The organism is Streptosporangium oxazolinicum (genome assembly GCF_039537505.1).
In the GTDB taxonomy this organism is placed as follows: domain Bacteria; phylum Actinomycetota; class Actinomycetes; order Streptosporangiales; family Streptosporangiaceae; genus Streptosporangium; species Streptosporangium oxazolinicum.
On sequence record NZ_BAABAQ010000014.1, the window covers coordinates 36565 to 50523 of the forward strand.

A 13959-nucleotide genomic window follows, 5' to 3' on the forward strand; every position below is an offset into this window, starting at 1 on the left:
CGGAAGGAGGTCCCCGGCATGGTCAGCCGGTGCCGAAGGCGCCGTTGAGACCGGCGACGATGAAGAAGGTCACGCCCAGGACGAGCAGCACGAAGTTGACGGTGATGCTGATCCAGGTCCACCTGAGCAGGTTCCTCGCGCCTCGCGGGTCGGTGTCGACCTTGCCCAGCGCGAGACCCGACAGGATGGTGCCGACGAGGCCGCCGAGGCTCACGAAGCAGCTCAGCGCGAGCACGAGGCTGATGACGAGGGCGACGATCGCGTGCGTCCTGACACCCTCGACGTTGTGAGGCGGGACCGCGTGGCCCTGCCAGTACTCCTGTCCGTAGCCCTGCCCGTAGGGCTGTTCGCCGTATCCCTGCCCGTATCCCTGGTCGGGGTAGCCGGGGGTCTGACCGTAGGCGGGCTGGGTGTAGCCAGGGGTCTGGCCGTAGTCGGGCTGGGGGTAGCCGGGCTGGTGGCTCTGCTGGGTCTGCTCGTAGCCGTACGGCTGCCGGTCGTGACCCGGGGTCTGGCCCGGCCCCGTGGCGTAGGGGCTCTTCCAGTCGTCCGGGTTGGTGCTGGGGCCTTCGGAGTGACCGCTGCTCACTGGGGATCTCTCGCTTCTGTGGAGCTCAGAACGTCAACTGATATCACGATATGGGGCGTGAGCCGCGCGCCATAGGCGAATGGACTCGGTCGCGTCCCGGCGGCCGGACCCCGGAGGAGAGCCGGAGAAGGACCTTCGCGCCCCGGCGAGCGACGCGCTGTGCCGGGCCCCTGGATCCCGGACCCTGGATCCCGGACCCTGGACCTCGGACCTCGGACCTCGGACCGTCGGCCGAGATCGCGGCGAGCCCTTCCGGGATCGAGACTACCGTCCGCCGACTCCCGGTGTTTCTCCGTGAGGGTCGGCGAGCCGCCGCGTTTCGGGGAGCCCGGCACGAACGACAGGGCTTACCGCTCCTCCACGGGACCGGCAGGCGGCATCTCACACGATGTCGGCTATGCCGGTGATGCGGTGCAGGGCGAAGCGGTGCACCGCCGCCCGCGTCTCGTCGTAGGCGGTGAGATAGCCGCCCTCCATCCGGGCGGGTTCGAGGATCCGGCTGGTGGCGTTGCCCTGGGAGTCGAGGTAGCCGATCCACACCTGCGATCCCTGCCGGATGGCCTCGCGCAGGGCGGTGATCGTGGCGGTGGCGGGGGAGCGCGGCACCTGGCCGCCGGGGGCGGCCACCGGGGCGCGGCGGGCCTGGTGCGCGGCGTCCCCCGCCCGCACCGCGCGCACCGCGGCCGCGACCACGTCGGCCTCGTGACCGCTGAAAGTGACCGGGGAACGGCCCGCCGACGTGGCTTCGGTCCGGCGGACGTCGAGCTGGGTGATGATCACGTCGCCGTCGAGCGACTCCGCCGCCGGTGCGTAGCCCATCGCGCGCAGCGCGTCGACCAGCGTCGGCCGGGAGGACTTGGAGGCGATCACCGTGGGGGCGAGCCGCCGCAGCCGCAGCGGGATCGCCCGCTTGTCGGCCATCACCTCGTCGAGCAGGGAGGAGTCGTCGCAGCGCACGTACGCGCTCGCCGTGCCGACGCGCATCCGGCCGTGGCGCCTGGCCACGTCGGTGACCAGGTAGCTGAGCGGCTGCGGCACGGGCGTGGTCGAATGACGCTCCAGCATGGTCAGCAGCTCGTCGGCGCCCTGCCCGGCGTCCAGGGCCCGCCGGATCGAGCGCTCGTCGAAGCGGTAGACCGTCGCGCCGCCGGTCGACTCCACCTCGGCCGCCACCGCGAGCCACCGCCTCAGGTCGCCGGTGAGCGGCCCGGGGGCGACCGCGGTCAGGTCGGCCTGGAGGAGCACGTGGTCGAGCGGCTCGGGCAGGAGCGGGAGCAGCAGGTGGGCGGCGGACACCGGACGGCCGCCACCGGATCCGGCCGGGGCGCCGGAACCGCCGGAGGAGTCGGGGAGCAGGGCGCGGCCGTGGCCCGCGAGCGCCCCGAGCCCGGTGACGCCGATCTGCTCGGCCTCGCGCAGGGTGAACTCCACCAGCTGGTCACGGTGGCCTCCGCGACGGCGGGGCTGCTCCCAGGCCAGGCGCGCGCGTACCGCGTCGAGGGTGGGCGCCACCCCCGGCGTCGAGGCGAGTATGCCCAGGGCCGTGGCGCGGATCTCGGCGGCGGCCGGGCGGCGCAGGTCGGGATGGAGGGCGTTGAGCAGCCGGTCGCGCTCGTCGCGCTCGCCGATGATCCCCGGCACCCGGTCCATGGTGAGCCAGGTCGTGGCCAGCGTCACCCAGCGGTCCTCGGTGGCCTTCACCCGCCAGCCGTCGTAGCCGGGGGTGGGCATCCAGTCGCCGTCGACCGTGCCGCTCGCCGCGACCAGCCCCGCCGCGTACGACACCTCGATGATCAGCCCTGTCACCCACTCGGGCAGGTCGAGCAGGGCCGAGGTCCGCTTGAGGTCGCGCACGGCCAGGCCGCCGCTGCGGAGCACGCCGGGCGGGTCGGTGCTCCAGCGCTCGCACAGCTCCTCCACCGCGCGGGTGAACGTGAACGCCTGCCCGGCCGCGGTGCGGTCGGCGAGCCCCCGGTCGCGCTCGGTGCCCTCGGTCGCGGGCGGGAAGGGGGACAGGTCCCGGTGAACGCGGCCGTCGCGCAGGAACAGGGCGACCTCGCGGGGCAGCACCACGGTCTCCTCGCCGGTGGCGGCGAGCAGGGCGCGGGAGAGGAGCTGCTCGATCGGCGACTGGGCGGTGGCGGCCCGCACCTCGCGGCGGGCGTTGGGCACCCGGCCGCTGGCCGGGCCCCAGACCAGCTCGTTGAGCGCGGACCGCGCCTGCGGCGAGACCTCCTCGACCAGCCTTCCGACGATTTCTCCGTCTCCGAGCAGCGTGGCGAGCGCCTCCTTGGTGGCGCCCAGGGTCTCGCCACCCTCGCCCGCGACGTCCTGGACCAGCTCGGCCAGCCGCTCGGCGGGATGGTGCCTGAACGCCTCCACGGCGGGCGGGCCGAGCCCGGCGGGGGCGTCGAGCACCTCCCGCACCCCGGGCGCCGGAGCCAGGGCACGATCGGGCCCGTAGATCAGGGCCATGGTGCGCAGCCGCTCGACCGTCTCCTTGAGGGCGCTCTGGAACCCCGGATCGGCCGTCCCCGGAAGGGCGCGGGCCATCTGGGCGCGCAGCGACCTGTAGGCGACCGGACCGGGAAGCACGGCCAGCGTCTCCACGACCGCGAGCGTGAACCGGTCGAGCCGGTCGAGCGCCCTGCCCACCGCCGACGGGCTGCTCGCCCGCCCGGCGAGCCCCTCCAGGTGCGCGGGCACGGGGGTGATGAGCTCGGGGCGTACGGAGACGAGGGCCCGCAACCGGTCATCGCTCCGGCCGCGCAACCACTCGGTGAACTCCGTGCTCATTCCGCCAATGGTAGGAGGCTTGACCGACATCGCGCGGCCTGGGGGAATTCCGTGATCGCGCGAAGAGGGCCGATCGATCATGTGAGGGACGGTGAATGAGGGAAGAAGCTCACGAGCGAGGCGATGTCGAGAGAGGATGGCCAGTGTGATCGAGCGTGCGGACCAGCTCGTCCTGGACTACGTCAGCAAGGCGGCCGACGCGGCCCACGGCGTGCTGCAGCCGAGGCAGCGGATCGACTTCGTGGCGGTGCTGCGCAGGCGGATCGACGCCGAGCGCGCGGGGACGGACGACCCGGCCGCCGTGGCGAGGGTCCTGGCCCGGTTCGGTGACCCCGCCGCGCTGGTCCACCGCGAGCTGCGCCGCCTGGACAGGGAGGCGGCTTCCTCCTCCGTTTCCGCTTCCGCTTCCGCTTCCGGGGAGATTCCACCGGGGCGCTCCGGGCCGCGGGTCTACGAGGGGATCTCCGAGGGGATCTCTCAGGGACTGCGGGGCCTGCGAGGTCTGTGGGGCTCCCGGGGCGGGCGTGAGGGCTCCGGCGCGGTTCCCAGACCCCGGGAGGAGGGGCCCATCGGGACTCCCGGATCTCCCGGGTCTCCCGGGTCTCCCGGGATTCGTGGGTCTTTTGGGTCTCCCGGGTCTCTTGGGTCCCCTGGTGACGCCGACCGCCCCGCCCGCGCCGGGGGTGTCGTCCCTCCCGTGGCCGCGATGCCTCTCGCCGCCCCCACCCCGGAGGAGCCCGTCCCCGGGAATCCCGCTCCCTCCTCGAAGGGTGCCGTTCCCGAGGACTCCGCTCCCTCCTCCGAGGAGGGCGTTCCCCAAGGTCCGGTCCCCACCCCGAGGGATCCCGCCCCTCCGTCTTCCCGGCGGCCTGTGCGGGGGCATCCGTACGCCTCGACGGGCGCTCATCCCGATGCCGGTGAACCCCGGCCGGACCGTCCCGCTGCGGATCACCCTCAGCCGGATCCCCCCGAGCAGGACCGTCCTGTGCCGGACCGGGTCGAACGGGATGATCCCGCTTCGGATCGTCCTGAGGGGGACCTTCTTGAGAAGGACCGTCCAGCTTCGGACCGTCCTGAGGAGGACTCTCTTGAGGCGGATCGTCCTGAGGGGGGCCGTTCCGGGCCGGATGCTCCCGAGCCCTCGGTCCCGCGCGGGTCCGGATGGGCGGGGCGGGTGTTCCCGGCCCGCCCGCGGTCGTCGTCGGCCGCCCAGGGAGAGGACCGGGGAGAGGACCGGGGAGAGGACGAGCCCGACAGCCCGGGTGGTAGCCGACCGGTGAGCGGGAAGGACGCCGCGGACGAGTGGGAGGACGCGGTGGAGGGCGACCCGCCGACCGAGGAGATCCCTCCCGTACAGGACCCCCTCCCGCCGCCGGTGGCACAGGGGGAGGCACCGGACAGGCCGCGGGAGTCACAACAGGAGCGGCCCGAGGAGGATCGCCAGAAGGCGCCGCGCGGGAGGCCGGGAGGCACGGAGGGCCGCCCGGGGCTTCCGCCCGGGGTGGCCAGGGGCATGCGGGAGGCCGAGGAACGGCTGGCCAAGAAGCGGGCGCGCAACCGGCCCGACTGGATGCGCCGGCGACGCCCGGCCCGGTCGAGGGAGGACATCGTCCCCGGCACCCAGGACGCCCGGACGGTCCTGCTGAGCCACCGGCGCGAGATGGTCGGCCTGGGCCTGCTCGCCCTGGCCGGTCTGCTGATCCCCTTCCCGCTCGCCCCGATCGCGATCTTCAGGATCCCGGTGCTGATCTGGGCCGTCGCGGTGATCGTCGTGATCGCCTGCGAGAACTGGCACACCTCCGACAAGGCGCTGGGGCTCGCCGCTCCGATCGTGAGCTACACCCTCGGCGGCAGCCTGGTCGCCCTCGTACGGGCCAGGAACGACCTCGGCTCGGTGGTGGAGGAGTTCTTCACCATCAGCGGGCTCATGTTCCTGTTGGGTACGGCGTGGGCTGTCTTCTGGCTGGCCTACCGGCTGCTCAACCCTCCGGTTCCCGTGGGAAGGGGAATCCGCCGGTCCGGGTGAGATGTTGGAAACCTCACAGCCTCCGCTCCCGCGCGGGGTGGCCACCCGGTGGCCCGCCTGCCGCCAGGTCCATCAGGTCCGCCAGGTCCGTCAGCCGAGGGCCTGGACCGCGGGGCGGGGCAGCAGGCCGAGGGCGAGGCATACCCAGGAGGCGACGAAGCGGTCGCGCTCCACGCGGCCGGGAGGCTCGCCCACGGTCTCCTCGAACAGCTGATACTGGAGCACCGCCCCGCCGAGCACGGCTCCGATGGCGGGCCAGTCGGCGGCGGCCCCGGCGTACTCGGGCTGGGTACGGAACCACGTGGTGATCGCGTCGAACATGGGCTGCAGCAGACCTTCGCGCACGGTCGCGACCAACTCGGGGAACTGGCTCAGGTCGCGGAAGAAGACGCGCGTCAGCTCCCTCTCCTCGCGGACCTTGGCCAGCCCCGACCTGCACAGGTGGGCCAGCCGCTCCTCGACGCCGGTCGAGGTGTCGACGACGCTGAGCTCGGTCAGGGTCCCGGCGATCTGTGTTCGCGTCCTGGTGGCGTGCTCGTTCATCGCCGCGGCCAGCACCTCGTACTTGGACTTGAAGTGCCGGTAGAGGCCACCGGCGCCCGGCGACAGGCCGGAGGCGGCCTCGATCTCGGCCACCGAGGTCGCCGCGTAGCCCCGTTCGGCGAACAGGTGCAGGGCCTCGTCGATGATCCGCTCGCGCGTCGATCTGGTCATTCTCTGCCGATACCTCCTCCGTGACCTTATCCAGTGCCCTCCATGACGGATCGCACCGGATAGCACCGCATCGCGGCTGTCCCCGCCCGCCCAGGTCCGGTCCCCGTTCCCGGCCGAAGACCCGCCATCCGGAGAACCGGCGAGGCTGGAGAACCGGCGAGGCTGGAGAACCGGCGAGGCTGGAGAAGACGGTGGGGCCGAAGAAGCCGGTGGGGCCGAAGAAGGCGGTGGGGAGGTATCGGGCTATCTTCCGGATAAGTAAATCTTTTCGCGAAGGCTTCAGTAACGGGGGGTCTCAACCACAACGCTTAGGATTAGCCACGTTTAGGGGGATTTGGCATTCTTTGAGGGTTCTCGACGAATCCTCTTCGCGGAGCCGACGAGGAGTGGTGAGTGACCTGATGAACTCCGTGGGATTCGACCTCGATCTGACGCTCGCCGACACACGCGCGGGCATCGCCGCCGTTTACGAGGAGGTGGCGCTGCGTATCGGCGTCTTCATCGACAGTGTCGCCGTGGTGGCCAGGCTGGGGCCGCCGCTGGAGTGGGAGCTGGCCAACTGGATGCCCGCCGAGGAGGTTCCCGCCGCCGCCGACGTCTACCGGGAGCTGTACCCGTCGATCGCCATCCCGGTCACCACCCTCATGCCGGGCGCACGCGAGGCCGTCGAGGCCGTACGGCGGGCGGGGGGCAGGGTCGCCGTGGTGACGGGGAAGAACGCCCGCGACGCGGCGAGCACGGTCGAGTTCCTCGGCCTGGAGGTGGACGAGGTCGCCGGGTCGGTCTTCGGGGCGGCCAAGGGTCCGGCCCTCGCGGCTTTCGGCGCCGCCGCCTATGTTGGAGATCATGTCGCGGACATCGACGCGGCGCGAGCGGGGGGAGTCGTCAGCGTGGCGGTGGCGACAGGTGTCTATCCGGCGGGAGAACTGCGTGATCACGGAGCCGATGTGATCCTGGGGGATCTGACCGAGTTCGCCGAATGGTTCGGCGGCTGGCGAACCCCCGCCGCTCTTGTGTAATTCGGGGCCCAATACACGGTCGCCCTCGGCGCCCGCGGGGCATAACCTACATCCATTCCTTTTCACGACAGTCTGAACGAGGTCACCCCTGTGCCGAGTGGCAAGGTCAAGTGGTATGACGCCGACAAGGGATTCGGTTTCCTCACCCGCGACGACGGCGGTGAGGTCTTCGTGCATTCTTCCGCGCTGCCCTCCGGCGTGGATTCCCTCAAGCCGGGCCAGAAGGTCGAATTCGGCGTGGCCGAGGGGCGCCGAGGCCAGCAGGCGCTCTCGGTCCGAGTGATCGACCAGCCCCCCACGCTCGCCAAGACCGCCAAGCCCAAGGGCAAGCGTAAGAAGCCCGACGAGATGGTCGTCATCGTGGAGGACCTGATCAAGCTCTTGGACACGGTCTCCACGTCGTACCAGAAGGGCAAGCAGCCCGAGGCCGCGCACGCGAAGAAGATCGCTGCCGTGCTCCGGGCCGTCGCCGACGACCTGGACGACTGACCCCCGCCGGTCGACCGGCCCGGCCACGCGAACCCGGGTGCTCCTCGAACGCCCGAAGACCGAACGTCCGAACCCCTGGAAATCGAACGCCTGCAAATCGAAGGCGTGAAGACCGAACGCCCGGAGACCCGCGCGGCTCAGCCGTGCGGGTTGGTGAGCGGCCTGGTCCGCTTCTCCGTCGGGGGATCCCCGTGGTGGACGACCGCGGTGGTCGTCCCGGCGGGTCGCGACCCGGCCCGCTCCTCCGGCGTCCCGTCCCGAAAGGGCCGCTCCCCGTTCGTCGCGGGGTGCGGCCCGGACGGGGAGGAACGCGGGCCCCTGGCGGCCTCGACCCTGGCGTCCACCTCCCGGACGCGCCCGCGACGACGTACCAGCAGCCAGCCGAGCGAGCCCGCCAGCACCGCGGCCATCACGGCCAGCCCCACCGTCCCGTCCGCGAACAGCGAGAGCCAGAGCCCGACCAGGCCGCCCAGCACCCACGCGATCTGCAGGAAGGCCTCCACCACCCCGAAAGTGGACGAGCGCACCTCCTCGCCGATCTCGCGCTGCACGATCGCGTCCAGCGCGAGCTTGCCCAGCCCCTGGGCGAACGCGGCCGCCAGCGCGACCGCCACCGCGCTCCACAGCTGGAAGACGACGGCCGCCAGGATCGTGATCGCGGTCGTCAGGGCGAGCGTGCCCAGCACGATGACCTGCGGCGAGTGGTTGCGCACCCACGAGGCCACGGCCGTGCCCGCGAGCCCCCCGACCCCGGCGGCCACCGCGAGCACGCCGATGGCGACCACCGGCGGCAGGCCGGGCAGGTTATTGTCCTGGACCAGGAAGAGCAGATAGAAGAGCAGGAACCCGGAGTAGAGGCGGATGGCCACGTTGGCGTACATCGCCTCGGCCACCACCGGGCCCACGTTCAGCATCGTGCGCCAGCGGGGCGGTCGTTCCTCGCCCTCGTCGTCGAGCTCCTCCAGGTCGGGGGAGTCGACGTGGCGCGGGAGCCGTACGGCCAGCACGCCCTGGAGCAGGAAGAGCACCGTCGCCCCGCGCAGCACCCACTCGGCGCCCAGCCAGGCGCTGGCGCCCGCGCCGATCGGCACCGCGACACCCGCCGTGACCAGCGCGAACAGGGCGACCCGTGCGTTCGCCGTGACCAGCGCGATGTCTGCGGGCAGCACGCTCGGCATGATCGCCGCGCGGGAGACGTTGTAGGCCTTCGACAGCACCAGCACGGCCAGCGCCGCCGGGAAGATCGTGAACACGTCGCCGGGGACGATCGCCGCCGCCATCGCGAAGCAGAGCAGCCCTCGGCCGAAGAGGGTCCCGGCCATCACGAAACGCCGCCCGGAGCGGAACCGGTCGAGGACCGGGCCGACGAACGGCGCGACCACCACGAACGGGATCATCGTGATCAGCAGGTAGAGCGCGACCTGGCCGCGTGCCTCGTTCACCGGGAGCTTGAAGAGCGTCCCGGCGAGGGCCGCGGTGACCAGGGCGTCGCCCGCGCTGTGCGCGGCGGTCAGCTCGATCAGCTGGCCGAGCCCGGTGCGGCCCGCGCCCTGCGCGTGGGTCAGCCGCCGCGCGGCCCTGCCCGCCCGCTGGGTGCCGCTGACCGCGCCCCGGCCCGCGTTCCGGCCCGCTTTCGCCGTCGCCCTGCCCGCCCGCGCCGTCGCCCTGCCCGTGCCACGGCCCGCGCGCGCGGCGGCCCGGCCCGCGGCGGCGGCCGACCTGCCGGCCCGCCGGGAGGCCTCGCCTGCCGTCTTCCGCGCCCGTTCCCACCCAGCTGCCACGTATCCAGTCATACCCGAAGGGCGGGTGAGTTGTCCGGTGCGCCAGGTCACTCCCCGGGTGATTGGATGTCCACGGTGCCGTTCGCTCCGCTCATGGGCGAGAATGAACTGTGAGCGCAGTGAGCGAGCGAGCCAGTAGGGACAGCAGCCGTCGTGCTGCCAGGCTGACGGGAGACGACTCGTGAGCCGGACTCGATCTCGTGCCGCGGTCCTCGACCAGGCGTGCGTCGCGGCCGTCGACCTGGCCAGAGCCGCGGTCGAGGAGAACGTCAAGCCGGGAGAGGTGGGCGAGCACCTCGGGGTCGAGGGCGAGGGCGACCGCGTCGTCACCCATTACTTCGCCTGTCTCGACCGCGCCTACCGGGGCTGGCGCTGGGCCGTCACGGTCGCTCGGGCCTCCCGGGCGCGCAACGTGACGGTCAGCGAGGTCGTGCTCCTGCCCGGCGCGGGGGCCCTGATGCCGCCGCAGTGGGTGCCGTGGAGCGAGCGGCTCCGCCCCGGCGACCTCGGCGTGGGCGACCTGCTGCCCACCTCCGACGACGACGACAGGCTCGCGCCCGGGTTCACCGAGACCGACGACGACTCCGACCACCAGATGATCTTCGAGTACGGCCTCGGCCGGGCCCGGGTGCTCTCCCCGATCGGCCGCGACCGCGCCGTGCGGCGCTGGCACTCCGGCGAGTCGGGGCCGCACACCCCGCTCGCGCACGCCGCGCCCGCCCAGTGCTCCACCTGCGGCTTCTACTGGCCGCTCGCGGGCGCGCTGCGCACCGGCTTCGGGGTCTGCGCGAACGAGTACGCCCCCGACGACGGGCGGGTCGTCGCCGCCGACCACGGCTGCGGCGCGCACTCCGAGGCCGCCGTGCTGCCGCACCAGGTCGAGCCGACCGCGCCGATCCTCGACGATCTCTCCTACGACACCGCCGAGAACGCCTCTGAACCGGACCTGGCCGGGTCGGTGGACGACACCGCCTCCGAGCCGCTCGGTCACTCCTGACCCGGCGCCGCCGGGCCGCTCCCAACCCGGGGCACCGGGTCCATCCCGCCCCGCCGCCGTCCCAGCGGCACACCCGGCCGTCGCGGCCGGGCGCCGCTCCCGTGGCGTCCTGGCCGGTCCGGCCGGGACGCCCGGTCGCGCGGGGCTTCGACCTTTGGAAGCATCGCCTTGACTGACACCTTCGGCACCGAACGACTGCGCTCCGCCGTCCTGGCCGCCTGGACGGCCTCGCCCGCCCGTTTCCGCGAGGACGCCAACGCGGAGGAGGACTTCGCGCTCGGCGGCTACCGCGACCGGTTGATCGTCGAACTCGCCCAGAACGCCGCCGACGCCGCGCTCCGTGCCGGGGTGCCCGGCCGTCTCCGCCTCTCGCTGCGCGAGGGCGTGCTGTCGGCCGCCAACACCGGTGCCCCCCTCGACAGGGCCGGGATCGAGGGGCTGTCCACGCTGCGCGTCTCCGCCAAGCGCGACGACGCCCACGCGGCCGGGCGGTTCGGCGTCGGGTTCGCGGCCGTGGTGTCGGTCTGCGACGAGCCGGTGATCGGCTCGCTCGGCTCGGGGGTTGTCCGCTGGTCCCGCGACCAGACCGCCGCACTGGTGGCCGCGGAGCCCGCGCTGGCCAAGGAGCTCGCCGAGCGCGGCGGGCACGTCCCGCTGCTGCGCCTGCCCTTCCCCGCGGGCCCGGTCGAGATCCCCGCCGGGTTCGACACGCTCGTGCGGCTGCCGCTCCGTGACGAGGCGGCCGAGGAGGCCGTACGGGCGATGCTGAGGGAGACCAGCCCCGCCCTGCTGCTCGGCCTGCCCGCCCTGGAGTCGATCGAGGTCGACGTGGACGGCGAGACGCGGACCGTCACCTCCGAGGGCTGGAAGGTCGTCTCGGACTCCGGGCGGTTCACCCCCGAGCAGGTGGCCGAGCTCTTCGCCGACCGCCCGACCGAGGAGCGCTCCCGGCCGCACTGGCTGGTCCGCTGGGCCGTACCCGTCACCGGTTCCGCGTCCGCCGCCGGTTCCGCGTCCGCCGACACGGCGTCCGGCACCGGTTTCGCGAACGGTGGTCTGGGCGGGGCTCCGGCCGGTTCGCGGGAGGCGGCGCGGGCCGGGGCGCCGGCCGGGGAGCCCCGGCCGCTGCCCGCCCTGGTACCGCCCGTGGTGCACGCGCCCACGCCGAGTGACGAGCCGCTGGACCTGCCCGCGCTGCTGATCGCCTCGTTCCCGATGGCCACCGACCGGCGGCACGTCGCGCCGGGTCCGCTCGCCGACTTCCTGGTCGAGCGTGCCGCCGACACCTACCTGGAGCTGCTCGCCGGGCTGCCCCGTACCCCCCGGTTCCTCGACCTCGTCCCCGGCATGATGGGCAAGGGCGAGCTGGACGCCCGCATCCGCCGGGCGATTCTGCGCAGGCTCCCCGACGCCCCGCTGCTCCCCGCGCTCTCCCCGCCCGCCGACCCGGCCTCGCTGAGCGGATCCGGCGGTTCCGGTGCCTCGCTCCTGCTTCCCGACCCCGCGGAAACCAGAGCGGAAACCGGGGCCGAAACCGGAGCTGGAGCGGGTCCCGGCGTGGCCGACGGCGAGGAACCGGTCGTCTCCGGACGGCAGGCCTCCGTGGTCGCGGCCCCGGCAGAGCTGCTGGAGACGGTCGCCCCCATGATCCCCGGTCTGCTGCCCTCGGGGTGGCCGTCCCGGCATCCGGCGATCACCGCGCTCGGCGTCAGCCGGGTGCAGCTCTCCGACATCGTGGACATGCTCTCCGGCGACGCCGTCAAGGACAGGGACCCGGCCTGGTGGCGGTCGCTGTACGAGGTGCTGCCCGCCGACGACCCCGAGGCCCTCGGCGCGCTGCCGGTGCCGCTGGCCGATGGCCGCCTGGTCCGGGGGCCGCGCGGCACACTGCTGCTGACCGACGGCTCCACGCTGGACCCGGCCGTTCTCGCCCCCCTCGGGCTGCGCGTGGTGCACCCGGAGGCGGCCCATCCCCTCCTGCTCAGGCTCGGCGCGGGCGAGGCCACGCCCCGTACGGTCCTGGAGGACCCGCTGACCCGCTCCGCCGTCTCGGAGTCGCTGGACAGCCCCGACTCCGAACCGGTGGCTCGGGCGGTGCTCGCGCTGGTCGACGCCGCGGGGCTGACCGCGGGTGACGCCCCCTGGCTGTCCGAGCTGGCGCTGCGCGGCGCCGACGGCGAGCTGTACCCGGCGGGCGAGCTGCTTCTCGCCGACGGGGCGCTGGCGGGGCTGCTCGACAGCGAGACGCACTTCGGTACGGCCGCTCCCGAGCTGGTGGAGCGGTACGGCCCCCGGGTGCTCGCCGCGGCGGGGGTGCTTGACGGCTTCGCAGTGGTCAACGACTCCGACGTCATGATCGACCCGGACGAGTGCGACCACGACCTGGACCGCGAGGACGAGTGGCTGGAGGCCGTTCTCGACCTGCTGCCCGAGGCGGCCGTACCGCCGGTCGCCCGGGAGTTCTCCGCCGTCCGCGACCTGGAGTACGTCGCCGACTGGCCCGCGGCCCTCGCCCTGCTGTCGCGCCCGCCGCTCCGCTCGGTCCTGCACCCGCTGCGGGTCCTGGTGGCGGGGGAGGTCGTGGAGGTGCCGTCCTACACCGCCTGGTGGCTCTCCAGGCACCCGGTGCTCGCGGGCAGGCGCCCCACGGAGCTGCGGCTCCCGGCGGGCGACCCGCTGCTGTTCGGCCTGTACGGCGACGCCCCGGCCGTCGTCGACGAGGCCGCGCTGGCGATGATCGGGGTCCGGAGCACGCTGGCCGACCTGCTCGCCTCCCACGGCGGTCCCGACGAGCTGCTGGACCTGCTGGGCGATCCCTCCGTGGAGGTCGACCGCGCCCAGCTCCGCTCCCTGTGGGTGGCCCTCGCCGGTGTCGATCCCGCCCGCGTTGGGCCCCCGCGTGCCGTACGAGCCGTTCTCGGTGATGCGATCGTCGCCGTCGACGCGGAGGACGGCCGGGTGCTGTCCACCGGCACCGATCTCCAGGACGGGGGCGCGGGGGAGCCGGTCGTGGTCGAGGCGCCGGACCTGCTGCCGCTCGTCGCGGGCCGGCCGCTGATCCTGGCCCCGTTCGACCTGGCCGAGGCGCTGTCGGAGCTGCTGGACCTGCCGCTGGCCGGTGAGGAGGCCGCGGGCGAGGTGACGTCCTCGGGCGAGACGCGCGACGTCCCGCCCGCCGTACGGTCGCTGCTGCCGACCGCGCCCCGGAGCTACGTGGAGCACGAGAGGCTGCTGGTGGACGGTGTCCCCGCCGCCTGGCGGTTCTTCGAGGGCACGGTGCACGCCTCGGGGGTGGAGGGGCTGGCGCGCGGGCTCGCCTGGGCGTCCGGCCAGTGGGGCGACCGGCTCGCGGTGGCGGCGCTGCTGCGCGATCCGGCGGCGGTGCCGCTGCTGCTCGCCGAGGCCGACCTGGACAGCTGGACCGCCTCGACCTAGACGATGACCGTGACCGTCCGGGCGCGCGTTCCCCCGCGCGCGGTCCAGAGCATGACCACCGCGTGACCCCTGGCCGGCGCGGCGGTGTTCCTCCCCGTTCCACCACCGAGAGC

General features: G+C 73.5%; 9 protein-coding genes. 5 read left to right on the plus strand and 4 right to left on the minus strand.

Annotated elements, in window-relative coordinates:
• Nucleotides 1–22 precede the first annotated feature (22 nt).
• Both ABD817_RS31345 and ABD817_RS31350 read right to left on the minus strand, forming a co-directional pair.
• Entirely contained in the window at nucleotides 23–589 is a 567-nt protein-coding gene (locus ABD817_RS31345; protein ID WP_344921871.1) for a hypothetical protein, read from the minus strand.
• Nucleotides 590–970: 381 nt separating this feature from the next.
• Entirely contained in the window at nucleotides 971–3385 is a 2415-nt protein-coding gene (locus ABD817_RS31350) for a helicase-associated domain-containing protein (protein WP_344921872.1), read from the minus strand.
• Between the two features lie 1276 nt (nucleotides 3386–4661).
• On the opposite strand from ABD817_RS31350, the gene ABD817_RS31355 reads away from it, so the two are divergent.
• Nucleotides 4662–5411 carry a hypothetical protein gene (locus ABD817_RS31355; protein WP_344921873.1) on the plus strand — a complete coding sequence of 250 codons (750 nt, stop codon included), beginning with the start codon at nucleotides 4662–4664 and terminating at the stop codon, nucleotides 5409–5411.
• Nucleotides 5412–5501: 90 nt separating this feature from the next.
• Here ABD817_RS31355 and ABD817_RS31360 read toward each other — a convergent pair whose 3' ends face one another.
• A complete protein-coding gene (locus ABD817_RS31360; RefSeq protein WP_344921874.1) occupies nucleotides 5502–6125 on the minus strand; it encodes a TetR/AcrR family transcriptional regulator in 624 nt (207 codons plus the stop codon).
• A 389-nt stretch (nucleotides 6126–6514) separates the two neighbouring features.
• Between ABD817_RS31360 and ABD817_RS31365 the strand changes: the two genes are divergently transcribed.
• Both ABD817_RS31365 and ABD817_RS31370 read left to right on the plus strand, forming a co-directional pair.
• On the plus strand, nucleotides 6515–7144 hold the full coding sequence (locus ABD817_RS31365; RefSeq protein WP_344921875.1) for an HAD family hydrolase: 630 nt from the start codon (nucleotides 6515–6517) through the stop codon (nucleotides 7142–7144).
• A 90-nt stretch (nucleotides 7145–7234) separates the two neighbouring features.
• Nucleotides 7235–7633 (plus strand): cold-shock protein, encoded by a 399-nt coding sequence (locus ABD817_RS31370; protein WP_344921876.1) that lies wholly within the window; start codon nucleotides 7235–7237, stop codon nucleotides 7631–7633.
• A 137-nt stretch (nucleotides 7634–7770) separates the two neighbouring features.
• Here the strand turns inward: ABD817_RS31370 and ABD817_RS31375 are convergent, their stop codons facing one another.
• Nucleotides 7771–9414: an MFS transporter gene (locus ABD817_RS31375; protein WP_344921877.1), complete on the minus strand. Its 1644-nt coding sequence runs from the start codon at nucleotides 9412–9414 to the stop codon at nucleotides 7771–7773.
• 181 nt (nucleotides 9415–9595) lie between these two features.
• Between ABD817_RS31375 and ABD817_RS31380 the strand changes: the two genes are divergently transcribed.
• Together ABD817_RS31380 and ABD817_RS31385 are read left to right on the plus strand one after the other, a co-directional pair.
• Nucleotides 9596–10411 (plus strand): DUF3027 domain-containing protein, encoded by an 816-nt coding sequence (locus ABD817_RS31380; RefSeq protein ID WP_344921878.1) that lies wholly within the window; start codon nucleotides 9596–9598, stop codon nucleotides 10409–10411.
• A gap of 168 nt (nucleotides 10412–10579) precedes the next feature.
• Entirely contained in the window at nucleotides 10580–13846 is a 3267-nt protein-coding gene (locus ABD817_RS31385; protein WP_344921879.1) for a sacsin N-terminal ATP-binding-like domain-containing protein, read from the plus strand.
• Nucleotides 13847–13959 lie beyond the last annotated feature (113 nt).